Genomic DNA, 25,696 nt, shown 5'->3' with positions numbered 1-25,696 from the left:
AAATCATTTAATGTTGTGACATCAACTTTCTAATACCACAGTGGCTACTGCATAATGTTGTTCATCGGCAATACTGATAAACCCACAGCGACCGCTTAACTGTTCTAGTCTTGCTAATGCACCATCAGTAAAGCGGATTAAAGGCGCACCGTTAGCATCATTATCGATATGAATATGTTGAAACGACACTCCTCTGCCTATTCCGGTACCTAACGCTTTGGCAGCGGCTTCTTTGGCTGCAAAACGTTTCGCTAGAAATCGCTCAGGCTGCTTTGATTGCAAGTAAGTCGCAAGCTCAGACTCTGTAAGCACTCTTTTGGCTAATCTATCACCAAGGCGCTGTCGTTGCTCACCGATGCGGGCAATCTCTACAATATCTGTGCCGATACCAACAATTGCCATTACTCGCCTCTGCGGCCTGCAAGCATGAGTTGCTTCATATCTCTAACGGCAGTATCTAAACCATCAATAGCGGCTCTGGCAATCACAGCATGACCTATATTAAGCTCATAAAGCTCAGGAATAGCCGCGATGGCCTTAACATTGTGATAATGCAAACCGTGTCCCGCATTAACCACTAAACCTTTACTGTGAGCATATTGTGCCATTTCAGTAATACGCGCTAACTCGTCAGCCTGCTCAGCATCAGTGATGGCATCAGCATAACAACCGGTATGGATCTCAATGTAAGGTGCGCCGGATAAAACTGCTGCATCAATTTGCGTTTTGTCGGCATCAATAAACAATGACACTTTAATACCTTCTGCAGCCAAACGAGTGACGGCTGAGCGGATCTTCTCTAACTGACCAGCAACATCAAGGCCACCTTCAGTTGTGAGCTCTTCGCGTTTCTCTGGGACTAAACAGGCATAAGCTGGTTTTATATCACAAGCGATGGCAATCATTTCTTCAGTGACGGCAAACTCGAAGTTCATTCTGGTCTTCAATGTTTTTGCCAATAAATACACATCGCGGTCTTGAATATGGCGACGATCTTCACGTAAATGTATGGTGATCCCATCGGCGCCAGCATGTTCTGCTACTGCCGCTGCGTGAACAGGATCGGGGTAATGAGTACCGCGAGCTTGGCGCAATGTCGCGATATGATCGATGTTAATGCCTAATAGTATTCCGCTCACATCGAGCTCCTTAACGTAATAAATAACACAATAATGACTTATGCTTACCAAGCTTTATATACGGTTCAGACCGTGCTTGGTTCACGTATTAAATCTAAAAAAACATTATACTAATCCGTTTTTTTAGTGAATAACTGTCTGCTTAATAACGGTTTATTACCCAATAATGGCGTAAGTAAATAACGCATTAATCCTTTGGCTTGATTAAACTGCTCAGGTTGTAACTCTTGCGATGCCAACGCTAGCAACATGGTCCCCGATAAACTGCCTTTGCCATGAGTAAAATGACTCTCTTGGTTTGTTAAAATAGGTATAAAGCCACTCTGGGCAATAAATCGATAGTGACAATTTTCATCGAGTAAATCACCTTGTGTATCGTAGGCAAGAGAAGGCAGCGCACCTAACTCTAATAACAGTGCCATTTCGAAATAACGCAGGTGACTTGAGCAAAACTGTTTAGCTAATGCGAGTAATGCGCGGTGGTAATCTAAAAATATCCCTTCAGCTTGGTGCTCCACGGACAATAGACGAACTAATAATTCATTTAAATAGAAACCTGAATAAAGACTATTACCGCTTAAGGGCATCGCGGGCGCAGCAGACTCAATTTGGGTAATGTTTTTTAACCCTAAATTTTTGGACTCAGATTTGGTGCTAAACTGGATTATGAGTGGTTGAAAAGGTTGTAATATGCTTTTAATCGACCGTTTACCCGAGCCAACTCGAGTGATGGCATCAACGCGCCCTTCGCCCTCAATCAGCAAATTAACAATCACGCTCGATTCGCGAAATTGTCGATGATGAAGCACATAGCCACGTTTCATAGTGGCCATGTCTATACACTAATAATCAATAACGCTAAAATCGATTTAGTTATCGCCATAGCCTAAACTTCTCAATGCACGTTCATCATCAGCCCAACCTGATTTGACTTTTACCCATACTTCAAGGAAAACTTTATTCTCAAATAGGGTTTCCATATCTAATCTGGCTTGAGTCGCAATCGTCCGAATACGTTCGCCTTTATTACCAATAACCATGCGTTTTTGGCCTTCACGTTCGACTAAAATTAACGCATTAATTTGGTAAACACCATTCTCCATCATTTTAAACTGTTCAATTTCTACAGTCGCATCATATGGAAGCTCGTCGCCTAAAAAGCGCATCAGCTTTTCGCGAACAATTTCAGATGCCATAAAACGTTGTGAGCGATCTGTCACATAATCTTCAGGGAAGTAAAATGGTGCTTCAGGTAACGACTCGCGCGCCATATCCAAAATGCGTTGTACGTTAGTACCTTTACTGGCTGATATTGGCAAAATCTCATCAAAATCAAATTTTTGTGCTAATTGATTGAGGTAAGGAAATAATGCTTCTTTATCTTTAATATTATCGACTTTATTGATAGCCAAGATGATTTTACGAGCATCATTACGATGTTGTAGCTTTTGTAATACCATCTCATCATCAGCAGTCCATGTCATGCCATCAACCACAAAAATAACCATAGCAACATCAGCTAAAGAACTGGCAGCTGCACGATTCATTAAGCGGTTAATCGCACGTTTTTCTTCAATGTGCAGACCAGGGGTATCAATAAATATAATTTGGCTTGGGCCATCGGTATGGATACCCATGATCCGGTGACGAGTCGTTTGCGGTTTCTTTGAGGTAATACTCACCTTTTGACCAAGTAACTTGTTCAAAAGTGTTGATTTACCTACATTTGGGCGACCAACAATAGCCACCATGCCACAATAAGTCACATCGTATTTGGCAGTGGCGACAGGCGCTGCTTGGTTCATCCTTGCTAGCAGTTCATCTAAGCTAGGTTCTTGATTATCACCTGCTGGCAAGTCTGTTTTCTTGGTCATTTATTCAGTAACTCCAATACCTGAGCAGCGGCAAGCTGTTCAGCTTTTCTTCTTGAACTTGCCACACCGGTGACAACTTTATCTAATTCACTAATGCTACATTCTACAGTAAAGGTTTGATCATGCGCTTCACCTTCTACCGCGACAACTTGGTAATCGGGCAATGGCTTTTTAAAACCTTGCAAATATTCTTGTAAAACAGTCTTGGGATCTTTTTGATTAATACCCGGCTTTATCTCAGCTAAACGCTCTCGATACCATGATAATAATAGCTTACGGCACACTTCAATGTCGGCATCGAGGTAGACAGCACCAATAATAGCTTCTACTGCATCGGCTAAAATCGATTCGCGTCTAAATCCACCGCTTTTAAGTTCTCCAGGGCCGAGATATAAATAATCCCCTAATTTGAATTCTTTGGCGATTATAGTCAGCGTATCGCCTTTAACTAAGGTCGCACGCATACGACTTAAATCGCCTTCAGTTGCCTTTGGAAACTGATGATATAAGGCATCTGAAATGACTATCGATAAAATCGAATCACCTAAAAACTCTAAACGCTCATTATGTTTATTTGCTGCGCTACGATGAGTTAATGCCTGGATAAGTAATTCAATATTATTAAATTCATAACCTAAAGTACGGCACAAACGCGGCAAATTTTTAATGGGTTCCATCAATGTATTCCACCTACTCTATCAAAACGTACACCGGTTGGTACCCATGCAGGTAACATATCACTCGGCTGACGATCAAATTCAAAACTAATCCAAATTGCTACGGCTTTACCTACAAGATTCTCTTCCGGTACAAAGCCCCAAAAACGGCTGTCGGTACTGTTATCACGATTATCGCCCATGGCAAAATACATTCCCTTAGGCACAACAAACTCACCGGCAGGAAGGCCTGCTTGAGGATAAAAGTGCTGTCTAAAATCAGGTCGTGACGGATCAATTAATATATCGTGTTTAACATCGCCAAGTTGTTCAGTCGAACGAATTAATGGCACGCCATTATGGCTAAACTCTCCACGATTAATTTCGACATGTTCAATCGTTTTTGCCGCAGGACAGTCAACTTGGCTATCACATGCCTCTTGGATCATAAGCTGCTTATTTCGATAGAAAATTTTGTCTCCTGGCAGGCCAACTACACGCTTTATGTAGTCAATCTTTGGATTTTCAGGATATTTGAATACAAATACATCACCACGTTCAGGCTCACCAGTTTCAACCAACTTACTGCGCCATACCGGATCACGTAATCCGTAACTAAACTTTTCAACCAAAATAAAGTCACCGACCAAGAGTGTCGGCATCATAGAGCCAGAAGGAATTTGAAATGGCTCATAAATAAATGAGCGCAGAATCATGACAAAGGCGATGACAGGAAAAATAGAATGCGCCGTTTCAACTAGCACAGGCTCACGAATGATTTTATCGATAGCGTCTGCGCTTAACTGGGTTGAGTTAGCTTGTGCTGCTAATAAGTTTTCACGGCGTTTAGGCGCAAAGAAAACCACATCAATTAACCAAATAAGACCGCTGACCAAGGTTACGAGCACTAAAATAAGCGAAAAATAGGCTGCCATTACTGATTTATCTCCTGCTGGGTGTGTTGGATCCATATGGCTTGAGCAAAGCTCAGAATAACTCAATCCAGTATGGTGATTAACGAATAAACATTCACCCAGTTGAGTGTTACAAAATATATAGTAAAAATAACGATAACGCCGCAATATGCGGCGTTATTCTGCACATAAACTCGATTAATTATTATTAATCGTTTAGCTTCAGTACCGCTAAAAATGCCTCTTGTGGCACCTCAACGTTCCCCACTTGCTTCATGCGTTTTTTACCTTCTTTCTGCTTGTTAAGCAGTTTCTTCTTACGTGAAACGTCACCACCATAACACTTAGCGGTCACATCTTTACGTAATGCTTTAATGCTTGAACGAGCAATAATCTGACTGCCAACAGCAGCCTGAATCGCAATATCGAACATCTGGCGAGGGATTAATTCTTTCATCTTCTCAACCAAAGCCAAGCCACGATGACGAATATTACTGCGGTGAATAATCATCGCAAGTGCATCAACTCTGTCGCCATTGATTAATATGTCTAGGCGTACCATGTCCGCTGGATCGAAGCGAATAAAGTTATACTCTAATGAAGCATAACCCCGGCTCGTAGACTTAAGACGGTCGAAGAAGTCCATTACCACTTCAGCCATAGGCAAATGATAGGTCACGGCCACTTGATTACCGTGATACACCATGTTGGTTTGCGAACCACGCTTTTCAATACACAAGGTAATCACGTTACCTAGGTATTCTTTAGGCACTAAAATATTGGCTTCAACAATCGGTTCACGAATTTCTTGGATGTTATTCAGCGCAGGTAATCCTGATGGATTATCAACATAAATAGTATCACCGTTATTCATGATAACTTCGTAAACCACTGTCGGCGCTGTAGTGATCAAATCGAGATTATATTCACGCTCTAAGCGCTCCTGAACAATCTCCATGTGCAGTAAACCGAGGTAACCAATGCGGAAACCAAAGCCTAACGCTGAAGATGTTTCAGGTTCAAAAAACAGGGACGCATCATTTAAGCTAAGCTTGTTCAATGCATCACGGAAGCTTTCATACTCATCAGTCGAAATCGGGAATACACCAGCATAAACCTGAGGCTTAACTCGCTTAAAACCGGGTAATGGTTTGTCTGCGCCATGCTTTGCATGAGTTAACGTATCGCCAACTGGTGCACCATGAATTTCTTTAATACCAGAAATAACATAACCCACTTCACCGGCTCGAAGCTCTGCTTTGTCTTTTTCTTTTGGAGTAAAAATACCAACACGATCAGCGTTATAGTTTTGTCCGGTGGACATCACTTTGAATTTTTCGCCTTTTTTAAGAATGCCATTCTTAATACGAACTAACGACACCACACCAAGGTAAGCGTCAAACCATGAGTCAATAATCAAGGCTTGTAAAGGCGCAGATTCATCACCTACTGGAGGAGGAATTTTTGCAATAATTTCTTCAAGGACTAAATCAACACCGATACCAGTCTTTGCAGAACAGCGCACCGCATCCATGGCATCAATACCAACGATGTCTTCAATCTCTGCAGCGACACGATCGGGCTCAGCCTGAGGCAAGTCAATTTTGTTGAGTACTGGGACAACGTCCAAATTCATTTCTAGTGCAGTATAACAGTTTGCTAATGTCTGAGCTTCTACGCCTTGACCAGCATCAACCACTAATAATGCACCTTCACATGCTGCCAAAGAACGTGAAACTTCATAAGAAAAGTCTACGTGTCCTGGGGTATCAATGAAGTTGAGTAAATAAGTGTTACCATCTTTTGCATGGTAATCTAAGGTGACACTTTGGGCTTTAATCGTAATGCCACGCTCACGTTCTAGATCCATTGAATCTAAAACCTGTGCAGCCATTTCACGGTCAGTTAAGCCGCCACATACCTGGATCAGGCGATCGGATAAAGTTGATTTACCATGGTCGATATGGGCAATAATCGAGAAGTTTCTAATGTGTTTCATTATGCTGCAATGACTACTACTAAATATGATGAAAATCGAGGTGGCAAATTGTACCTGATTAGGGGGTTAATACCAATCAGATTAAACAATAGTATCTATTTTGGTGTAATTGTTGGCCATAAGATGCTGTTTTCAAGCATTGGCTAATGAGTTTACGGACTCAATCAGTCAGTACAAGATGCACCACAGGCTAATAAGTTATCCTTAATAATAACTAGTGGCTCGCACTAATAATGCCCACTTCTTGCCCCAAATAGGCAATGATAACGGGTGTAGCTTGTGCTTCAAGTTGCGCGGCGAAGTGTTTACCAATAAACCAAGCAACCAATGCGCCTAATGCACCAAAAACCATAGCAAAACCATTAGTACTCAATCCTAGGCCAGCGGCTAACATTTGCCCCACTAATGCAGATAGAAACAATCCTAGTAACGGCAATAAATACACTAATGCAGCCGCTTTAACGATAACGCTTTCAGGTAAGCCTATTTTAAGTAAATCACCCTTATGGCAAGGTTTATCACTTGGCAATGAAAAACGTTGCGTTTGAACAGAAAAAGCTTTTGCAATGGTTGATGTGCCACAATTCTCACTGCTAGCGCAATGATTACAGGCACTTTTCAACTCAACTTCAACTGTTGCCCAACCTTGTTGATAATCAACCACTCGGGCAATTTCTTCCATCATAGTCGGTGCCGTTGATTCGGATATTTTACTCGTCATTTTACACACTCAACCGATAAATAATGTAGTGATTTTAGCACAATGCGGCGCAATGACTAAGCAAGTTTACCACTAAGCTATATCATTGATAACGCTCTGCTGGCCCTGAAAACACATAAGCCGTGATACAAGAAGCTCTTGTCACGGCTTATGGTTCAATAAAGCATAAGGTTTACTTTAATACTAAACTATTAGCAATTTTATCTAAGGTTTCTGAAGGCACCTTACCAATAGCCACGACCTCAAGAGTACCTACTTTTACCACTACCATTGATAAGCCATTACGAATAAGTAATTCATTAGGCATAGGATTTTCTCCTGCTCGGGCAACATAAACTGAAATATTAGCTAAACCATCAGTTAATGCAATATATTCAACAGGTTCATGAATACCAATTAAACGATGATGATCGCGAACAACCACGTCAAAACCTTTAGGTAACCAAGTAAATTGCCAATTTTTGCCATCAGTGCGTTCAGCTTGATTCATCACTGCTGGCCACTCTTGCTTGGCGGCTTCAATTAAAATATTTGCTGGTTCAGTTAACTCAATAAGTTCAATAACCATAGTTTGTTCAAGCAATTGTTTGTCTTTATTGAGGGTGTCAAAACGTAATGGCAGGTAGGTATCCATATCGATCCACACTTGCGCATCATAACGATTATCGTCATTAGCCAATAAACGGATCATCTGCCCTGGACGTCCAGCTATACGAGCGCGACCGCCAATAACAAATTGATAGCCTTTTTCGAGTTGATTTAAATCTCCCGCCAACGCAGCAGGCCAAATACCCTGTATGCGAGGAGCCAAAACACTGTAAGCCGGCTGGTCATGTTCTATAAACGTAACTCGATTATCAACTCGTACAGCATTTTTAGGTGAGCCATTGAGGTACTCAAGTAAAGCAACTTCTTTGTTGTCGACAATGCCATGAATATAGACGAGCGGACGAATATGGTCAGCTTGTAGCTGAATAATTGAGGTTTTATATTGTTTATCGTGCATCGCTTGGCTCATATTATTAAGCCAAGCTTTAGCAGATAAATCTTCTTCAGCGTGTGTTGGAAAGGTTAACGCTAATAGTGCTAGCAGGATAAGGCGCAAGCTAACTCCTAACAAAGTAAGACGTAAGATAAGGTTTATTCCAATTTATTATGGATTTACCGTAGCATCTTGCACGCTATTGTTATCAACAGCAACACCTGGATTTAAGCGTTGTTGCAACATGTGATCTTGAATATAAGCATTAATCCGGCGACGCTGTTCAATCACTTGCTCGTTGGAATAGCTTTGCTGATTTTGTGCTGCACCAGTCTGATAACTTACCGGAGATACACTACCCACTAAAGGACGTGTCATTAACACTGGTAATGGCGATTCTGCATCATTGCTTTGGTTATAATTTTGCACACCAACAATCGCCACCATAGCGACAGTTGCAGCAATAGCATATTGGCCAAACTGCTTGAAAAATGGCACTACATTGGAAGCAGTAGTTCGCTGTTGGTCAACTTCAGTTGATTTGGCTTGAGGCGCGATAATTGTTGGCTCAAGCTCAATCGCTGCAGTGATGCTGGCAAAAAGGTCTAAGTCAATGGTCGCAGGCAGTTCGCCGCGCATTGCATCGCCTATCATATGATAGCGTTGCCATTCATCATGTGAATCAACATCAGCAGAAAGCTGTGCCAATGTTTTATCATCGACTTCACCATCAACTGCTGCAGATACCCATTCTTGACTTGATTTAAGCATTATTCACCTATCTAAGGTTAAGGCTGTTACTTTTCCAGCAAAGGCTGGAGCTGTTTGTCGATTGCTTCTCGAGCACGAAAGATACGCGATCTGACTGTGCCTACTGGGCAATCCATTATATTGGCAATATCTTCATAACTCATGCCGTCTAGCTCTCTGAGCGATATGGCCATTTTTAATTCTTCAGGCAGAGTGTCGAGCGTGTTAAAGATCACTTTACTCATTTGATCTTTCATTAATAATTGCTCTGGTGATGCAAACTCTTTAAGTGCATCACTGCCTTCATAATATTCTGCATCTTCTATATCAACATCGTTTGCAGGTGCTCTGCGCCCTTGCGATGTAAGATGGTTTTTTGCGGTGTTTACCGCAATACGGTACAACCAAGTATAAAATGCACTTTCACCACGAAAGTTTGCTAAGGCTCTGTAAGCTTTAATAAAGGCTTCTTGTGTCACATCCGCCACGTCCGCTTGATTGCGAACATACCTGGAAATCAAACTCATCACTTTATTTTGATACTTTAGCACTAACAGGTTAAATGCGTTTTTATCGCCTTGCTGTACTCGTTCAACTAATTGTTGATCACTATATTGTCCACTCATCCGAGCCGACTACTCCTAATCTGTAATACTGATTTCTCAGTCGCTCGAATCCTGTTCATATAAGTAGACCTACCAATATGAAGAAAGTTCGATTTTGAATTAAAAAAAGTTAATTTATTTCACTTATCAATAAAATATCTAAGCAAAATCACAATAAAACCCGCTGTAAAAGTACCCTACTTAGGTTATTTGATTTACTATAATAAAACCACTAAGCCACACCATGATACCTGATGAAACAAGCAGTTGAACACCAATGTGACATTTTGATCATCGGCAGCGGAGCTGCTGGACTAACTTTAGCGCTACATCTTGCTGAAAAATCAAAAGTAATTCTTCTTTCTAAAGGCCCGTTATCAGAAGGGTCCACGCTATATGCTCAAGGTGGAATAGCCTCCGTTTTTGATGAAGGCGACACAATTGAGTCACATGTCAACGATACGTTAATCGCTGGTGCCGGATTATGCGATAAATCGGTTGTGACATACACCGCAGAAAACGCCAAAAGCGCAATGCAATGGTTAATAAATTGTGGGGTGGCATTTGATAAAGAAGAAACTTTAGCAGGAGTCGATAATAGCGCGGCACCTTATCACCTTACCCGTGAGGGCGGGCATAGCCATAGACGAATTCTACACTCAGCTGATGCAACCGGTAAAGCAGTACAAACCACATTACAAGAACGAGCCATGGCTCACCCAAACATACAAGTATTAGAACGTTACAATGCGATCGACTTAATCACCACTCGTAAATTACATCGACCGGGTAACCGTGTACTTGGCGCTTATGTGTGGAATCGAGATGAGGAGCATGTTGAAACCGTTAAGGCAAAATTTGTGGCCTTAGCAACCGGCGGCAGTTCTAAAGTTTATCAATACACTTCCAACCCTGATATTGCCAGTGGCGATGGTATTGCTATGGCTTGGCGTGCGGGTTGCCGCATCGCAAACATGGAATTTAATCAATTTCACCCAACGTGTTTATTTCACCCTAACGCGCGAAATTTCTTATTAACCGAAGCATTACGTGGTGAAGGGGCATATTTACGCCGCCCAGACGGTAGCCGCTTTATGCCTGACTTCGATGAACGCGGAGAGCTTGCCCCTCGTGATATTGTCGCCCGCGCAATCGATTATGAAATGAAACGCTTAGGCGCAGACTGTGTTTATCTAGACATCAGCCATAAACCTGCTGATTTTATCATTAAACATTTCCCCACCATTTATCAACGTTGCCTAGAATTAGGTATTGATATTACTCAAGATCCGATCCCTGCAGTGCCTGCAGCACATTATACCTGCGGTGGTGTGATGACTGATCTTCATGGTCAAACTGACATTAATGGCTTATATGCTATTGGCGAAGTGGCTTACACTGGCTTACACGGCGCTAACCGATTGGCGAGTAATTCGTTACTCGAGTGTTTAGTCTTTGCACGGGCAGCATCACAGGATATAGAGGGACTGTTACATAAAATCCCAATGCCTTGTCCATTGCCTGTGTGGGATGAAAGTCAAGTCAGTAACTCAGATGAAGAAGTGGTCATTGCCCACAACTGGCACGAACTGCGGTTATTTATGTGGGATTACGTCGGTATTGTGAGAACTGATAAACGATTGGAGCGAGCGCTCAGAAGATGTTTAATGCTGCAACAAGAAATTGAAGAGTATTATTCAAATTTCCGTGTCAGCAACAATTTGTTAGAGTTGCGTAACTTAGTCCAGGTTGCAGAGTTGATTATTCGATGTGCGATGGAGCGAAAAGAGAGTCGAGGACTTCACTATAATATTGATTATCCTGAACAAGTCGACAATCCTAAACCTACTATCTTACAACCTAATCGTTAATCATTATCGGACGATTTACGCTTAAATAAGCTCATTGATGGCTCAATAATAGACGGCACAGATCACGATACGCTGTGTCGTCTAACATATCACTCCACACCAGTAATAACCGCCGCTCTCCAGATTTACTCACCTGTAAAAAAATAATGCACACTAGTGGGCAAATGAACGCTTTTTTGCTTAGGCTGATATTACTCGCTTGTACACCAGTACCGTATAATAGAGTACCAGCCCTCTTATTTCCCAAAGAAAATAAACAACGCCAATGAGACAATCTGCGCCATTCAAAAACAAAAATAAGCATTACTACAATAAAAAGTAATGTTTGGATAATGTGGTATATCAGGGAGGAATAACTGGGCCAAGCCAAAAAGCTACTTAAAATAACGGCAAAAAATACTGTTAACCCAGCACGCTGTAAAAACGAAGCACTCAACGCAAATTGCTGCATATGAGTGCTAGTATTAGACGACGAAACGGCTATTGAATTAAGGTGCTGGTCTTCCACGGACTTTTATTATCATATCGGCTAACAATGGATCTTGGCATTGTTCATGCCCCATAAACCAAGCAAATAACTCTGGGTCTTCACACTCTAATAGACGAATAAAGGTATTTTTATCATCATCGGTCATTGCTTCATATTGAGTTTCGACAAAAGGTTGAAACAAGATATCTAATTCTAACATTCCGCGACGACATGCCCAGCGGACACGAGCTATATTCATTAATTCCAACACAAATCTCCTGATGTCTGTATCACAAGTTAGCTTATACGGTTCTCAAAATCTTGTACTTGTTTATCTCGTCCAGCAAATAATTCTCCAAAATCCGTTGCTAATAATGATTTTACCGCGGGATGTTGGATCATTCGCTCAGCGAACATCACATGGTATTCTTCTTTGATGTCAGTTGTTTCACCAAGCAATACCATACCTTGTGACAGTATATCATGACGATAAATAGACGGTGCGACAAAAATACCGCGATTAAAGTAACCAAATGCTTTCATCATTTCGGCATCGTCAAATTCTCCCAAAATACTGACATTAAGATTTTTTTCCGCAAACCAACCGTGTAACTGTTGTCCTAATGAGGTTCGTTTACCTGGGATTAATAATTTACTCTGCTCAAGACAAGCAGGAAAAGGCTTAGAGATAGATTCCGCAGAAAAAAAGCTCACTCCACACTCGCCTAACTTTTTCGACAAAATCTCAGGATACTTCAACGAGCCGCCGGCACAATCCGATACAATGATATCCAGCTTATGCTCACGTAAGCGTTCAATAAGGCTATCGTGAGTTGACTCATAACAGGCTAAATGTACAGACCCATCGGCAGGAATAACGGTTAATAACACACGGCTCACGAGGGCTTTAGATAATGCATCCGCCACACCGACCTCGAACAACAAGGAGTCATCTTTTTGATAATTTAAGATATCAAGCATTTCATAGCTAAGACTAAACATCTTATCAGCATAACGAAAGACCAGTTCTCCTAACTCAGTAGCCTCTAAATTGCGCCCTACACGTTTAAACACAGCGCCCTTTAATCTTTCCTCCAATGAACGGATCTGCCCGGTAATGGTTTGAGGTGCAAGACATAATACTTGAGCGGCTTTGGTTACAGAGCCTTTCTTTTGTACCATCCAAAAATAATATAAATGATTATAATTTAAATGCTGCATATCAATTACTAACCCTACAAAAATAACTACAGCTACTATAGCAAATAAACACTTAACTGCGCTGTTGATTAATTGATAGTAGCTGGGCTGTATATCTTAGGTGGTTAACGTGGGTTAGAGAAAACGCGTTAGTGGTTTATTTAACTTAAACTAAGGATAAGATATGACAATACAATAATAAAAATCATAGCCTTAGCTACCATCAAACTTGTCACTCGTTTTCCTACAAGCGAATTGATGCTTCCAATAACAAATTTATTACTCGTTAATTCAACACAATGAGCAAGGCAAAGGGCTGTTTTGCGTGGTTTGCCATTCAAAATTCAGGTGATTTAACCCTGCAGTCTAAATCTTAGAAACACAGGATCTAAAAAGCTAATCCGCCATAACAAACTGTGGCAACATTCATCATCAAAAATCAACAGTCCCTGAACCACTAGAATAAATCATCTGAATGATTAGCCAAAAATCAAGCATAAAAAACGCAGCCCAAGGGCTGCGTTAATCTATTGACCAAATTACTGACTGCGGCGACAATCCATTAAACTCGTGATCACTGATTCCAGCTCATCACTGTTACTGACATTGTTTAACGACACCTGCTCAGTAAGTGCTGAGACAACTTCAGATTTTACGATTATGTGGCTAGAGCAATAATTCACATTCGCTGTTTGATAACGTTTCCCCGCTCGGTATTTCAATGCTCTTGATTCATAATCATTGGGATCAATTCGTTTCTTAGCCAGCTCATCTTGAAACATTAATGCTCCATCCACAACGCCTTCCAAATAACTTTGGCAAGTGGGTGAGTCAGATGATTCAAGACAAACATTAAATGATTCCGCCGATACAGGAATAGCTAGACTGCTCACGAGTATTCCCAAGGTTAATGTATTGAATTTCATGATTTCCCTCCATTTTTAGGCAGTACCTTGGCTAACCAAAAATAACCAATCACAGCCGCAAATAACGATCCAGTTAAAATACCGAGCCTTGCATAATCACCAAACGCAGCCGGTGAATTCTCAAATGCTAGTGAAGCAATAAACACCGACATGGTAAATCCAATACCACACATAACCGCAACAGGGATGATATGCCTCCAGCCAATGCCTGGTGGTAACTCAGCTAATTTAAGTTTTACGGCTAAATAACTAAATAGCAGCACTCCAATAGGCTTACCTAACAACAGACCCATGATGATACCTAGGGTGATAGGTTCAGCAAATGTATCCAATGACATATTGGTTAATGATAAACCAGCATTAGCAAAAGCAAACACCGGCAGAATCATAAAGGTGCTCCATGGGTGTAGCTTGTGCTCCAAATGCTCAGACGGTGAAGAGCCATCTTTAGCACGTAAAGGGATACAAAATGCGATAATCACACCGGCCAAAGTCGCATGCACGCCAGATTTCAATACCGCAACCCACAAAATAAAGCCCAGTAATCCATAAGGTAGAATCGAACTGACCCCTTTTCTATTCAAAGCGACCATTAGCACGATTGATATCGCCGCAATCACTAAACTAAGCATTGATAAATCGGTACTGTAGAACAGCGCAATAATCACAATCACGCCAAGATCATCAATAATCGCTAACGCCAGCAAAAATACCTTTAAGGCCACCGGAACACGACTACCCAGTAGTGCCATAATACCTAGCGCAAAGGCAATGTCAGTTGCCGCTGGGATGGCCCAGCCAACCTGAGTTTCAGGGTTAGAGTAGTTAAATGCTAAGTAAAATAACGCAGGAAAAACCATGCCACCAATAGCAGCAAAGCTGGGTAAGGATGCTTTTGCGACACTAGACAATGCTCCTTCCAGTAATTCACGCTTCACTTCTAAGCCGATTAATAAAAAGAACAATGCCATCAAACCATCATTAATCCACAGTAAAAGTGGCTTATCGATATCAAGATCACCTACCCTAAACTGGACTTCAGTGGCTAAGAAATCTTGATATATCCCAGCTAATGGTGAATTGGCAAGAATCATCGCCAAAGCCACGGCAATCATCAGTAAAATCCCACCGGCAGACTCTTGGCTTAAAAAGTTTTTAATTGCACGTTCCATATAACACTCCAAAAAAAACAATAAGATAAGTCTATCTGAATCATTGAAACTATAATAATCGCTTGTTTCTTGATATTAACTCGGCATTTCCGAGGTATCAAGCGGTAACAAGTCTGCTTTATACTTTATTCGAGTTATGCTGACACTGTGAAGCATAGCGTAGATTGGGTCTTTTTCTACAGATTAGAACGTGTTAATTAACCTTGGTTTGGGTATAATCTCGAAAAGGAAAAAGGATTAAACAGATGAAACAATATCTAGATTTGTGCCAGCGTATTGTCGATGAAGGCGAATGGGTCAATAATGCTCGCACTAACAAAAAATGCCTCACCGTCATTAATGCCGATCTTGTTTATGACGTTGCAAATAATCAATTTCCATTAGTGACTACACGTAAAAGTTTCTGGAAATCAGCCATTGCAGAAATCCTTGGCTATTTACGCGGTTATCAAAATGCTGCTGATTTTAGATCATTAGGCACCAAAACATGGGATGCCAATGCCAACGAAAACCAAGCTTGGTTAGATAACCCAAACCGTAAAGGTCACGACGATATGGGGCTGATTTATGGAGCCTTGGGGCGTGCTTTTCCAAAAGCGGGTGGTGGGCAAGTCGATTTACTGCAACAAATTGTTGATGACTTAACTAACGGTATCGATAATCGCGGTGAGATTTTAACCTTCTATCATCCAGGCGCATTTGACTTAGGTTGCTTACGTCCATGTATGTACGAGCATCACTTTTCATTACTTGGTGATACCTTATATCTCAATAGCACCCAAAGAAGTTGTGATGTTCCATTAGGATTGAACTTCAATATGGTACAGGTTTACGTATTACTGGCATTAATGGCACAAATAACGGGCCACAAACCTGGTAAGGCGTACCATAAAATTGTCAACGCTCATATATACGAAGATCAGCTTGAACCCATGCGCGATATTCAGCTAAAACGTGAGCCTTTTGCCTCACCTAAATTAATCATTAATCCACAGATTAAAACCTTAAAAGACATTGAAACTTGGGTGACCTTGGATGATTTTAGTGTAGAAGATTATCAGCATCACGACGCGATTAAATATCCTTTCGCCGTATAATCTGGTTTCGCTCATAACAAAAATGGCGTTGTTCAAATACTTGAACAACGCCATTTTTGTTATTGTGTAGGCTTAACTCGTTAGTAGTTTCAATCCTACAACAACAAGCAAGCAAGCAAAGATTTTTTTCAACACTGGCGTGGGCCAAGAGCTTGCCGCTTTTACACCAATAGGCGCGCACAACATTGAGCTAATAATAATCCCGATTAATGCGGGTAAATAGATGTATCCCACCGATCCCTCGGGTAAATTCGGTACATCAAATCCCGCGATGATATAACCAATGGTACCGGATACAGCAATAAGCATTCCGGTGGCCGATGAAAACCCAACAGCTTGGCGCATTTGTAAACCGCAATAACTCAAAAATGGAACTAGCAGTACTCCACCACCAATCCCCATTAGCCCAGCGGTTAGCGCTATCAAAATTGAGATGATAAATAGCACGGCAAAATTAGGCAGACCACTTCCCGTTTTCACTTTAAACGGAAACGCCATTTGTACAGCCATTAACACGACAAAAATGGCGAAAGCCTGCTGTAAATCATCCGATGCAATTTGCTCAGACACAAATGCTGACGCTAAAGAACCAATCACAATACCGGGTAAAATAGGTTTAAATAACGTCCAAGGAATATTACCGCGTTTATGATGGGCAGCAGCTGAAGACATAGACGTTAAAATAATCGACGCCAGTGATGTAGCGATAGCGACGTGAGTGAGTTGAACCGAGCTAATGCCAACGGATGGTAAGATATACAACAGAGCAGGCACAATAATTAATCCCCCTCCAATACCTAGAAGGCCGGCTAAAAAACCCACAACGGATCCCAGCAAAAGACATATTAAAAAGACCTGCAGTAAACTATCCACGATGACATCCTTAAGAGCGACACTTGGCAATATTATCAAAAACCACAACAGCGAGTTATCAAGCCGATTAAATCAAACGACTAATCCATATTAATTAAGTCTGCTAAATCATGCTGTTGTAAAAAGTGAGCGAGTAAGCCTCGAACTTGATTACCATTTGATTGCTGTAAAATAGACTCCAGCAATTCAGATAACTGTTGTTTTGAGACACGTCTAAGTAAAAAATTAATCCTCGCTAAGCTGCCTTGGTTCATACTGAGTTTGTTATACCCCATAGCAACTAAAAGCAAGGCGCCGTAGGGTTCTCCAGCAAGTTCACCACACACACTCACATCTAAATCATACAGTTTACACTCATCAACCGCGCGTTTAAGGGCTCTAAGAATACCAGGGTGATAACTGTCAAATAGCGAACTCACACTCGGATTATTACGATCGACAGCCAGCAAATACTGGGTTAAATCATTACTACCGACAGAAACAAAGTCAACTCGCTTCGCCACATCTTGTAACTGGTATAATAATGCTGGTACTTCAAGCATTACACCAACTTTAGGCCTAACCAAAATAGTATTTAACTCTTGGCTTAATTCAATAAATGCTTGATCCAAATATTTTAAGGTTTGATCTATTTCATCTAAATTACTGACCATTGGCAGTAATATTTGCAATTGATTACCGTGACTTGCCGCTTGTAGCATCGCCCGTAATTGCACTAAAAATAATTCAGGATGATCCAGTGATAACCGAATGCCGCGCCAGCCTAAAAATGGGTTATCTTCTTTAATCGGAAAATACGGTAGTGGTTTGTCACCACCCACATCCAATGTACGCATCACCACAGGTCTATCACCTGCAGCATCTAATACTTGGCGATAGACATTGATTTGCTCACTTTCACTCGGAAAGCGTTGATGCAACATAAATAGGATTTCAGTTCGATACAACCCAATACCATCGGCACATTCTGCTATTTCAGATGCGATACCACTGAGTAACCCGGCATTGAGATACAAATGGATCCGCTCGCCATCGGTGGTAATAGAGGGTAAACCCAACTCGGCAGAAAATTGCTTTTGTTTTTCAACATCGGCATCAATCAGTAATTGGTACTCTTCTATCACAGCGGGTGAAGGCGATACCAATAGCTGACCACGATTAGCATTTAATACTAATAGCTTTTGATCAATATCGATGGATAAGACTTCATCAACGCCAACAATAGCTGGTACACCTAGCGCACGCGCTAAAATAGCGGCATGAGCATTTACCCCACCACGCTCGGTGACAATCCCAGCCAACTTTTGCCGCGGAAACTCAGCCAGTAAAGTGGCATCCACTTCTTTTGCGACTAATATAACCGGTTTATCCGGTTCTAATTCCAGTCGGCCAGGCTCTATCAGTTGTCGAAGCAACTTCTGCCCGAGCTCTCGAATATCACTGGCGCGCTCTTTGAGGTAAGGATCTTCCATCGCCAAAAACTGCTCAATATAGCGAATAGACACCCGACTGACAGCAGACTCAGCTTGCCAGCCTAATGCGACTTCACGGGCATACTCGCCACCGAGACTCGAATCATCGAGCAGTAATTGAAATGCAGTAAATATAGAGGCAACATCAGCAGATTTTTCGCGTTCAAAACGTTGCGATATTGACGTCAGCATGTCTTTACAACGCTGTACGGCTAATTTTAAGCGCAGAATTTCAACATCAACATCAGTACATCTGATCTCGGCCTGTTCCAGTGAAATCAAACCACCTAACACTAGACCATGAGCAATCGCAATACCGCTTGACGCTGTTTCACCACTGAAAACAACTTGTTGCTGCACATTGGTAATGGCCGCCTTGTGCTTTAAGCTTCGCACAACGACAGCAAGTTGCGCTGCCAAGGTCATTAAAAATGCTTCTTCGTTTTCACTGAACTGACGCGCTTCGGGCTGTTGCACCACAATAACGCCGACAACCTGTTTTTGAAAAATGATCGGTACAGCTAAAAATGCCCGATATTCTTCTTCTGCAGCTTCTGGGAATAATTTAAAGCGAGGGTGAATACGGGCATCAGCAAGGTTAATAGCTTCTTCACGTTCGGCAACTAAGCCAACTAACCCTTCAGATAGCGGCATACTGACGCGGCCAACAGCAGATTTTTCTAGCCCTTCGGTGGCCGATAACACAAGATGTTGTTGTTCAAGGATATAGATAGAACAGCAATGGGTAGCCATCGCTAATCGAGTTTGTGACACTAATATGGTTAATGCACTTTCAAGGCTGTTGGCTCTCGCAACAGCTTGAGTAATATCCCTGAGCATATTTAACACTGTTCCAATCCTCTTTGAAATCAGTTAACTCCGTTGTTTGCTTCGTTTTTTACTAAATTCGCGCGTTTGTAGCGCTAATGTCGTCGATGCGAACTCTTTCATTACCTTTCTATATACGTCGCGTTTAAAAGACACTACCTGACGAACAGGATACCAATAACTGACCCAACGCCAATCATCAAACTCTGGATGACCTGAAGAATTCAAGTTAATGGTATTATCGTGACCTTTCAATTGTAGTAAAAACCATTTCTGTTTTTGGCCAATGCAAACAGGTTTGCTTTCTTGGCGTACCAAACGCTTAGGTAAACGGTAACGTAACCAAGAGCGCGTGGACGTTAAAATTTGAACATGTTCAGGTCTTAGCCCCACTTCTTCGTAAAGTTCTCGATACATGGCTTCTTCTGCAGACTCGCCATCATCCAACCCACCTTGTGGAAACTGCCATGAATGTTGGCCAAAACGTCTGGCCCACATAACTTGTCCAAATTTATTACAGATAATGATGCCCACATTTGCGCGAAAGCCGTCGCTATCAATCACATGGACTCCGAAAATAACAAATTTTATATCGTTTGATTGTTTCACAAAGCATGCCTATCGGCAAACCTCTATTTACTGTGGATAATTGAATAACAATGTGAATAAATCAAAATTATCAACAATTATACAAAACCACTTTGTGGATTATCCACAAAATCTGTGGATATCTCTGTTCGAAACTTTGGTAAACCTTAATAACAGGCTAAAAACCAACTAATATCCTTTTGAATAAAACTGCTGAGAATTATATTATAATTCTATATAAACAGTAACTTAAAATTTTAAATAAATTCAAAAAATGCTAGATCGCCGCAATAGTACAAAAAACACACAAGCCTAATTGAGATAGCTAATCACTCATTTAGCAACTTAAGTTATACACAAATAACAAGGCTTATTTTAAATTAAACCCGTAAAAAAGCCATTTTATTACGTTGACTTGGGGTTTTTAATCAGTTAAAGAGCCATAAACTTGTACTTATCCATTAAATCTGTGGATAAGTATGTGTGAAATGTAGGGGAAAAACGAGTGTAACTTGGGACAAGTATATTATAAAAACAGTCGTAGTTAAAAAAATCATTTTAAAACAGCATCCTACAGAAGATTTTAAGCGAATAACTTTACCCAAACAAAATGCGGCTATTTTTCAACCAACCCAAGTGCAACTAACTAAACTTGTTATCAATCAATATTACTTGATAGCATAGCGTGTCAGTATTAATCGCCAGCGCCCCCACGTTCTCAAAGGTAAATTATCATCAAATGGCTAAATCATCGCCTTTAAATCTCAATGAATTAATGCAAAGAGCCCACAATATGGCAGGCATTTGTTTAGCGGATATTGCCATAGATAATCAAATAGAAGTACCGGTGGATTTGCGAAGAGATAAAGGCTGGGTAGGTCAACTTATTGAATCTGAATTAGGTGCGCTTGCGGGCTCAAAACCTGAACAAGACTTTCTGCATTTAGGCGTTGAGCTAAAAACGATCCCGATTGATCATAACGGCAAACCACTAGAAACGACTTATGTCACTGTGGCCCCACTGACGAATATTCAAGGCATGACTTGGGAGAATAGTCTGGTTTACCATAAATTGCAGAGAGTGTTATGGGTTCCTGTTGAAGGTGAGCGGAGTATTCCTGTTGGGCAAAGACGTATAGGCACACCCATACTATGGCAACCCAACAGAGATCAAGCCAGACAGTTACAACAAGATTGGGAAGAGATAATGGAGCTTATTGCCTTAGGCAAGGTAGATAAAATTAGCGCCCGTCATGGAGAGGTACTGCAATTACGACCAAAAGCGGCTAATAGTAAAGCACTCACAGAAAGCATCGCCGAAGATGGCAGTATACAATTATCCAATCCTCGAGGGTTTTACCTTAAAATTAACTTTACGCAACAGATCTTAGCTAATGCATTCTCATAATCTGCCACAATCACAACCCTGACTATGATTATTAATATCGAAAAAACTTGTACTACTGCAGCAGTTTCTTCACTTCTATTGATCTAAATCAGAAATAAAATATCACAAGTAAGCAAAATTTCTATAGACTACCCCTCTTATATACTAAGTCATTTAGGCAACCACATTCTCCGTGAAAGCACGCCGTCAAACACAAAAATTATTGTTCGCTATTTTTGCCTGGTGTGTAGCAATGGCTTCTTTCGTTTTTTTTCGTTACTCACAATCATCACAACTACCTGAGTGGGCAGTTGGAAGTGCCGATTTAGCCACACTTGCAGTGATGATGGGCATTGTATTTGGCTGTTTGCATTGGATGTCGAACCTGATTGCTGACTTTAGCGCCATCAGTCGTTTACCTTATTTATTTTCAGTCGTATTTAAAGGCTTGTTTCTATTACTCGGGGCGACGACCTTAGCGTATGTGACACAATTTTTAAACATGTGGGCCATAGAGAATCACATGGTGACATTGCGGCAAATGCTTACGGTGCAAATTATTTACAGCCCATCATTCCAAGCATTAGTGGTTTATCTTGTTGTGGTGCGGGTCAGCTTAGCTTTTATTGAACAAATGTCGCTGTTGGTAGGCCCAAAAGTATTACTGAATATTGGCATGGGTAAATATCACAAGCCACGTTATGAGCAACAATTGTTCTTGTTTATCGATATGGTGTCATCAACCGCTCATGCAGAAACGTTAGGTGACTATCGCTTTAGCCGGTTGATTCAAGACAGCTTTAGTATGCTTGCAGATACGGTGACCGATAATGAAGCGGAAATTTATCGCTATATGGGTGATGCAGTATTGATCCACTGGCCGTTAGAACAAGGCATTAAACATGACCGTTGCATGAATATCTATTTTGAGTTTTGTCAGCAACTTCAGTGGCAGAGAAAATACTTTGAACAGCAATATGGTTTTGTGCCCAAATTCAAAGCAGCAGCCCACTGTGGCCAAGTTGTCGCCGCAGTTGTTGGTGTTCATAAGCAAGAAATTAGTTTCTTTAGTGATGTATTAAACACTCTGGCTCGACTGCAAGATCAATGTAACCCACTCGGTCAAAGAATGTTACTCTCAGGGGATGTAGTGCATCGACTTGAACAGCAAAATAGCCAGTATCAACTGACTGACTTAGGGCCTATTATGCTAAAAGGTAAAAAGCATCCAACTGAAGTGTATGGTGTTGCTCCAATAAAATAGCTCCCTCTGCTAGCTGAAGTCAGTTAATAACAAAAATGGCAAGTATTACGACTTGCCATTTATTGAGGCTTCAACATTCTCCAAATGAGTCTCTAACCGATCTTATTCGGTAACACTTGTGCTAACAGCTTTTTCTGAATGGCCAAACCTAAGGTTCTGAACGTTGAAATACGACTGGTAGTTTGACGCCAAACTAAACCGATATCACGGTAAGGGGCTTCACCAGGTGGATCGATAGCAACCAGATCGGTATCCGTTAAAATCCCTGTATCAATAGCCATTTGGGGTAAAAATGTAGTACCAAGTTTACTGTTTACCATCTGTACTAAAGTATGCAGACTCGTGGCAGCAAAGGGATTAATTTTGGCACTATCACCCAATTGGCATGCTGTTATTGCGTGTCCGGTAATACAATGTTCAGCTTGGAGTAAAAAAATACTTTCATCAGGCATTTTTTGGTAGTCGATAGGTTGCACTAATTGCTGCGATACCTCTTTATGCATTACCATTTTAAACGGATCAATACCGACTTTCATACTATGAAAACCACTCGTGTCCACGGGTAACGCCAATATCAATAGATCTAACTCACCTTTGGCTAACGCATCCAACAAACGCTCAGTGGTATCTTCTTTTAATAACAAGCTGAGTTTGGGATAATCTTGCTGGCATAATTTAACCACTCGACTGAGTAAGAATGGCGCTATGGTCGGAATACACCCTAAGCGGATCTCTCCAGTCATGGGTTCGCCTTGATTTTTAACTAACTCAACTAAGTCATCGACATCGGTTAAAATATTGCGAGCTCGCTCAACCACTTCTTCGCCAATAGCAGTAAACATAAAGGATTTATGATCGCGTTCAATTAACTGGTAACCCAGTTGCTCTTCAAGATTTTGAATCCCACTTGATAATGTTGATTGGCTCACAAAGCATATCTTGGCAGCGCGATTAAAATTTTGTTCTTGATGTAAATGAACTAAATAATAAAGGTTTTTAAGGCTAGGAAGATTTTTCATATAAACGATTACCCTTATCTATGTTAATTCAAATAGTGAATTAAATAAGCCAAAAAAACAAGACATCAATGGGCTAATCGAAATAAAGGCCCATAAAAAATGCCCCTTAAATAAGAGGCACTTAAACAGCATGACTTTCAGCACTCGTCTAGGTATTTATCTAAACAGATAGTGACTAGCATAATGGAAATTACGCTTTTGCTTCCAAGTATACTTTCAACTGTTGTAAATCTTTGGCAGCATGCTCAACGATTGCAGCAAGCCATACCTTGTGTTCGGTTTCCCATTTAGCTTCTTCACCGTGTTGTAATAACTGTGAAAATTGCTGAATGCGTTTCAGGCCAACAGACCCTGCTGCACCTTTAAATTTATGAGCTTCTGCACATAAGGTGTCTTTATCATTTGCATCACCCGCTTTCACTAGGCTGCTGATATATTCAGGCATTAGCTGCTCGAATAACACGACGCTTTTCAATAACGTTCCAGCTCCAATGGCACTGATATATTGCTCAAGCGTATTGAGATCCAATATTGAGTCTAACTGCGTTGTGGCCATTAAGGCACCTCTATCAAATATAACGCTATAAAGTTATAAATATGATACCGAGTAAAATACCCTATGCAAGGCTTGCTAATATTTAACCGCTATTTAATGAAAAAATATCACATTTTTTCAACATAACTACTCAACTGGTATTACCAATGTTTAAAAATACCTCACATTGATAATTTTTCAGCCAAATTTTTAGTGATAATAGTTATCACTCCTATATAACATCACAAAAATCGACCTAAATGTTGAACCTATTTGATTGCCAATAATCGACCCGCAGCGATCACTCGCCCCAAGAGGTTTTAGGTTGGCTAGCGATTAATGCACTGCCTTGCCCACCAAATTCACGTAACTCGTTTACGATCGCAACCAAGCCATCCCAGCGAAAAGCACACCAATCTGGGGCGAGTAAGATTGGTTTTTTGGCATAAGCAGTTACCCGATGAAAGATAATATTTTTTGGAGTATGTCGAATAAGTTTTGCAGCTTCAGCGGCATACTCTTCAAGGGTCAATAATGGCATAGCATTATAACGCCATTGCTTCGCCATCGTACTGCCTTCAACAACATGTAAAGGATGTAATTTAAGTCCATCTACACCAATGCCTAATACAGTTTGTAAGCTATTAAAATAGTCAATCGACGTTTCGCCTGGGAGCCCTAATATCAAATGAGTACACACTTTAATGCCTCTAGCGCGGGCATTTTTTACCGTCCGACGATATTCGCATAACAGATGGCCACGATTAATCCGCTTTAAAGTATGATCATTGGCGGTTTGTAAGCCTAATTCTAGCCATACTTCTATCCCTCGTTGTTGATACTCAACCAGTAAATCAATTACTTGATCAGGAACACAATCAGGACGAGTACCAATATGTAACCCTACAATATCGCTATCCTCCAGCGCTTGATCATATTTTTGCTTTAGCACTTCATACTCATCATAAGTACTAGTGTAAGCTTGAAAATAAGCAATATATTTAGCTGTGGGGGTAGTATTTATATTCACTGAAGAAGTACATTTTTTTGCCGATTGCGCACGTACTTTGCCTTCAGTTAATTGTATCGCTATCGGTTGTTCTCTACCTCGTTCACCACTGAATGAAGCAACGTTGCAAAAAGTACACCCTCCCACCCCTAAGGTGCCATCACGATTAGGACAAGTAAATTGGGCATCAATGGTTAATTTTTTTACCCTTTGTCCATATAGACGTTTGCAATACACGCCAAACGTATTTACGTAGTCATCTAAACCCAAAATACAGTCTCATTATTACGCCAAAGTTCGCCAGTGTAGTCAGTCGATAAACACCTGTCTTGGTGCTAAATCAATA

Annotated in this window: 26 protein-coding genes; 4 read left to right on the top strand and 22 right to left on the bottom strand. The window is 41.0% G+C overall.

Annotated elements, in window-relative coordinates:
* Positions 1-21: 21 nt before the first annotated feature.
* The 11 genes from acpS to rpoE form a co-directional block, all read right to left on the bottom strand.
* A complete protein-coding gene (gene acpS, locus H5164_RS01175; protein WP_124017114.1) occupies positions 22-402 on the bottom strand; it encodes a holo-ACP synthase in 381 nt (126 codons plus the stop codon).
* Positions 402-1,139: a pyridoxine 5'-phosphate synthase gene (gene pdxJ / locus H5164_RS01170; RefSeq protein ID WP_124017113.1), complete on the bottom strand. Its 738-nt coding sequence runs from the start codon at positions 1,137-1,139 to the stop codon at positions 402-404. Before pdxJ ends, acpS begins: the two co-directional genes overlap by 1 nt.
* Before the next feature lie 110 nt (positions 1,140-1,249).
* Positions 1,250-1,963: a DNA repair protein RecO gene (recO, locus tag H5164_RS01165; RefSeq protein ID WP_182754771.1), complete on the bottom strand. Its 714-nt coding sequence runs from the start codon at positions 1,961-1,963 to the stop codon at positions 1,250-1,252.
* 45 nt (positions 1,964-2,008) lie between these two features.
* The gene (gene era / locus H5164_RS01160; RefSeq protein WP_124017111.1) at positions 2,009-3,013 is read right to left on the bottom strand and encodes a GTPase Era; all 1,005 of its coding nucleotides are present in this window, start codon (positions 3,011-3,013) and stop codon (positions 2,009-2,011) included.
* The gene (gene rnc / locus H5164_RS01155) at positions 3,010-3,690 is read right to left on the bottom strand and encodes a ribonuclease III (protein WP_182754361.1); all 681 of its coding nucleotides are present in this window, start codon (positions 3,688-3,690) and stop codon (positions 3,010-3,012) included. The genes era and rnc overlap by 4 nt, the downstream gene beginning before the upstream one ends.
* Positions 3,690-4,604 (bottom strand): signal peptidase I, encoded by a 915-nt coding sequence (gene lepB / locus H5164_RS01150; protein WP_182698330.1) that lies wholly within the window; start codon positions 4,602-4,604, stop codon positions 3,690-3,692. The genes rnc and lepB overlap by 1 nt, the downstream gene beginning before the upstream one ends.
* 187 nt (positions 4,605-4,791) lie before the next feature.
* Positions 4,792-6,582: a translation elongation factor 4 gene (gene lepA, locus H5164_RS01145; RefSeq protein ID WP_124017108.1), complete on the bottom strand. Its 1,791-nt coding sequence runs from the start codon at positions 6,580-6,582 to the stop codon at positions 4,792-4,794.
* A gap of 214 nt (positions 6,583-6,796) precedes the next feature.
* Positions 6,797-7,267, bottom strand: coding sequence for a SoxR reducing system RseC family protein (locus H5164_RS01140; protein WP_182754769.1), 471 nt, complete (start codon positions 7,265-7,267; stop codon positions 6,797-6,799).
* A gap of 208 nt (positions 7,268-7,475) precedes the next feature.
* Entirely contained in the window at positions 7,476-8,408 is a 933-nt protein-coding gene (locus H5164_RS01135; protein ID WP_182754358.1) for a MucB/RseB C-terminal domain-containing protein, read from the bottom strand.
* A gap of 48 nt (positions 8,409-8,456) precedes the next feature.
* Complete coding sequence (locus H5164_RS01130) at positions 8,457-9,056, bottom strand: sigma-E factor negative regulatory protein (protein WP_124017105.1); 600 nt, start codon at positions 9,054-9,056, stop codon at positions 8,457-8,459.
* A gap of 26 nt (positions 9,057-9,082) precedes the next feature.
* Positions 9,083-9,661 (bottom strand): RNA polymerase sigma factor RpoE, encoded by a 579-nt coding sequence (rpoE, locus tag H5164_RS01125; protein WP_124017104.1) that lies wholly within the window; start codon positions 9,659-9,661, stop codon positions 9,083-9,085.
* Positions 9,662-9,894: 233 nt separating this feature from the next.
* Between rpoE and nadB the strand changes: the two genes are divergently transcribed.
* Positions 9,895-11,511: an L-aspartate oxidase gene (gene nadB / locus H5164_RS01120; RefSeq protein ID WP_182698329.1), complete on the top strand. Its 1,617-nt coding sequence runs from the start codon at positions 9,895-9,897 to the stop codon at positions 11,509-11,511.
* Positions 11,512-11,542: 31 nt separating this feature from the next.
* Here nadB and H5164_RS20185 read toward each other — a convergent pair whose 3' ends face one another.
* The 5 genes from H5164_RS20185 to nhaA all read right to left on the bottom strand — a co-directional run bounded on the left by H5164_RS20185 (position 11,543) and on the right by nhaA (position 15,278).
* The gene (locus H5164_RS20185) at positions 11,543-11,962 is read right to left on the bottom strand and encodes a protein YgfX (protein WP_182754355.1); all 420 of its coding nucleotides are present in this window, start codon (positions 11,960-11,962) and stop codon (positions 11,543-11,545) included.
* A gap of 37 nt (positions 11,963-11,999) precedes the next feature.
* On the bottom strand, positions 12,000-12,248 hold the full coding sequence (locus H5164_RS01110; protein ID WP_124017101.1) for a succinate dehydrogenase assembly factor 2: 249 nt from the start codon (positions 12,246-12,248) through the stop codon (positions 12,000-12,002).
* 29 nt (positions 12,249-12,277) lie between these two features.
* Positions 12,278-13,201 carry a transcriptional activator NhaR gene (gene nhaR / locus H5164_RS01105; protein WP_182754352.1) on the bottom strand — a complete coding sequence of 308 codons (924 nt, stop codon included), beginning with the start codon at positions 13,199-13,201 and terminating at the stop codon, positions 12,278-12,280.
* Positions 13,202-13,719: 518 nt separating this feature from the next.
* Positions 13,720-14,106: a hypothetical protein gene (locus tag H5164_RS01100; RefSeq protein WP_124017099.1), complete on the bottom strand. Its 387-nt coding sequence runs from the start codon at positions 14,104-14,106 to the stop codon at positions 13,720-13,722.
* Complete coding sequence (nhaA, locus tag H5164_RS01095) at positions 14,103-15,278, bottom strand: Na+/H+ antiporter NhaA (RefSeq protein WP_124017098.1); 1,176 nt, start codon at positions 15,276-15,278, stop codon at positions 14,103-14,105. The genes H5164_RS01100 and nhaA overlap by 4 nt, the downstream gene beginning before the upstream one ends.
* A gap of 245 nt (positions 15,279-15,523) precedes the next feature.
* Between nhaA and H5164_RS01090 the strand changes: the two genes are divergently transcribed.
* Entirely contained in the window at positions 15,524-16,375 is an 852-nt protein-coding gene (locus H5164_RS01090; protein ID WP_124017097.1) for a thymidylate synthase, read from the top strand.
* 72 nt (positions 16,376-16,447) lie between these two features.
* On the opposite strand, the gene H5164_RS01085 is transcribed toward H5164_RS01090, so the two are convergent.
* From H5164_RS01085 to rppH, 3 genes are all read right to left on the bottom strand, one after another.
* Positions 16,448-17,248 carry a sulfite exporter TauE/SafE family protein gene (locus H5164_RS01085; RefSeq protein WP_182754350.1) on the bottom strand — a complete coding sequence of 267 codons (801 nt, stop codon included), beginning with the start codon at positions 17,246-17,248 and terminating at the stop codon, positions 16,448-16,450.
* An 80-nt stretch (positions 17,249-17,328) separates the two neighbouring features.
* A complete protein-coding gene (gene ptsP, locus H5164_RS01080; RefSeq protein WP_182698324.1) occupies positions 17,329-19,569 on the bottom strand; it encodes a phosphoenolpyruvate--protein phosphotransferase in 2,241 nt (746 codons plus the stop codon).
* Positions 19,570-19,593: 24 nt separating this feature from the next.
* Positions 19,594-20,112: an RNA pyrophosphohydrolase gene (gene rppH, locus H5164_RS01075; RefSeq protein WP_124017220.1), complete on the bottom strand. Its 519-nt coding sequence runs from the start codon at positions 20,110-20,112 to the stop codon at positions 19,594-19,596.
* Between the two features lie 763 nt (positions 20,113-20,875).
* On the opposite strand from rppH, the gene mutH reads away from it, so the two are divergent.
* Both mutH and H5164_RS01065 read left to right on the top strand, forming a co-directional pair.
* Positions 20,876-21,544, top strand: a complete 669-nt coding sequence (gene mutH, locus H5164_RS01070; protein ID WP_182754347.1) for a DNA mismatch repair endonuclease MutH — start codon at positions 20,876-20,878, stop codon at positions 21,542-21,544.
* 232 nt (positions 21,545-21,776) lie between these two features.
* Positions 21,777-22,787 carry an adenylate/guanylate cyclase domain-containing protein gene (locus tag H5164_RS01065; RefSeq protein ID WP_220487645.1) on the top strand — a complete coding sequence of 337 codons (1,011 nt, stop codon included), beginning with the start codon at positions 21,777-21,779 and terminating at the stop codon, positions 22,785-22,787.
* 92 nt (positions 22,788-22,879) lie between these two features.
* On the opposite strand, the gene oxyR is transcribed toward H5164_RS01065, so the two are convergent.
* The 3 genes from oxyR to H5164_RS01050 form a co-directional block, all read right to left on the bottom strand.
* Positions 22,880-23,806 carry a hydrogen peroxide-inducible genes transcriptional activator OxyR gene (gene oxyR, locus H5164_RS01060; protein WP_124017092.1) on the bottom strand — a complete coding sequence of 309 codons (927 nt, stop codon included), beginning with the start codon at positions 23,804-23,806 and terminating at the stop codon, positions 22,880-22,882.
* Positions 23,807-23,996: 190 nt separating this feature from the next.
* On the bottom strand, positions 23,997-24,362 hold the full coding sequence (locus H5164_RS01055; protein ID WP_124017091.1) for an Hpt domain-containing protein: 366 nt from the start codon (positions 24,360-24,362) through the stop codon (positions 23,997-23,999).
* 280 nt (positions 24,363-24,642) lie between these two features.
* A complete protein-coding gene (locus tag H5164_RS01050) occupies positions 24,643-25,620 on the bottom strand; it encodes a TIGR01212 family radical SAM protein (protein ID WP_182754344.1) in 978 nt (325 codons plus the stop codon).
* Positions 25,621-25,696: the final 76 nt, after the last annotated feature.

Source organism: Shewanella sp. SG41-3, from assembly GCF_014164545.1.
In the GTDB taxonomy this organism is placed as follows: domain Bacteria; phylum Pseudomonadota; class Gammaproteobacteria; order Enterobacterales; family Shewanellaceae; genus Shewanella; species Shewanella vesiculosa.
The sequence above is the reverse complement of the archived record's forward strand: the minus strand, read 5'-3'. Positions and strand labels throughout refer to the sequence as shown.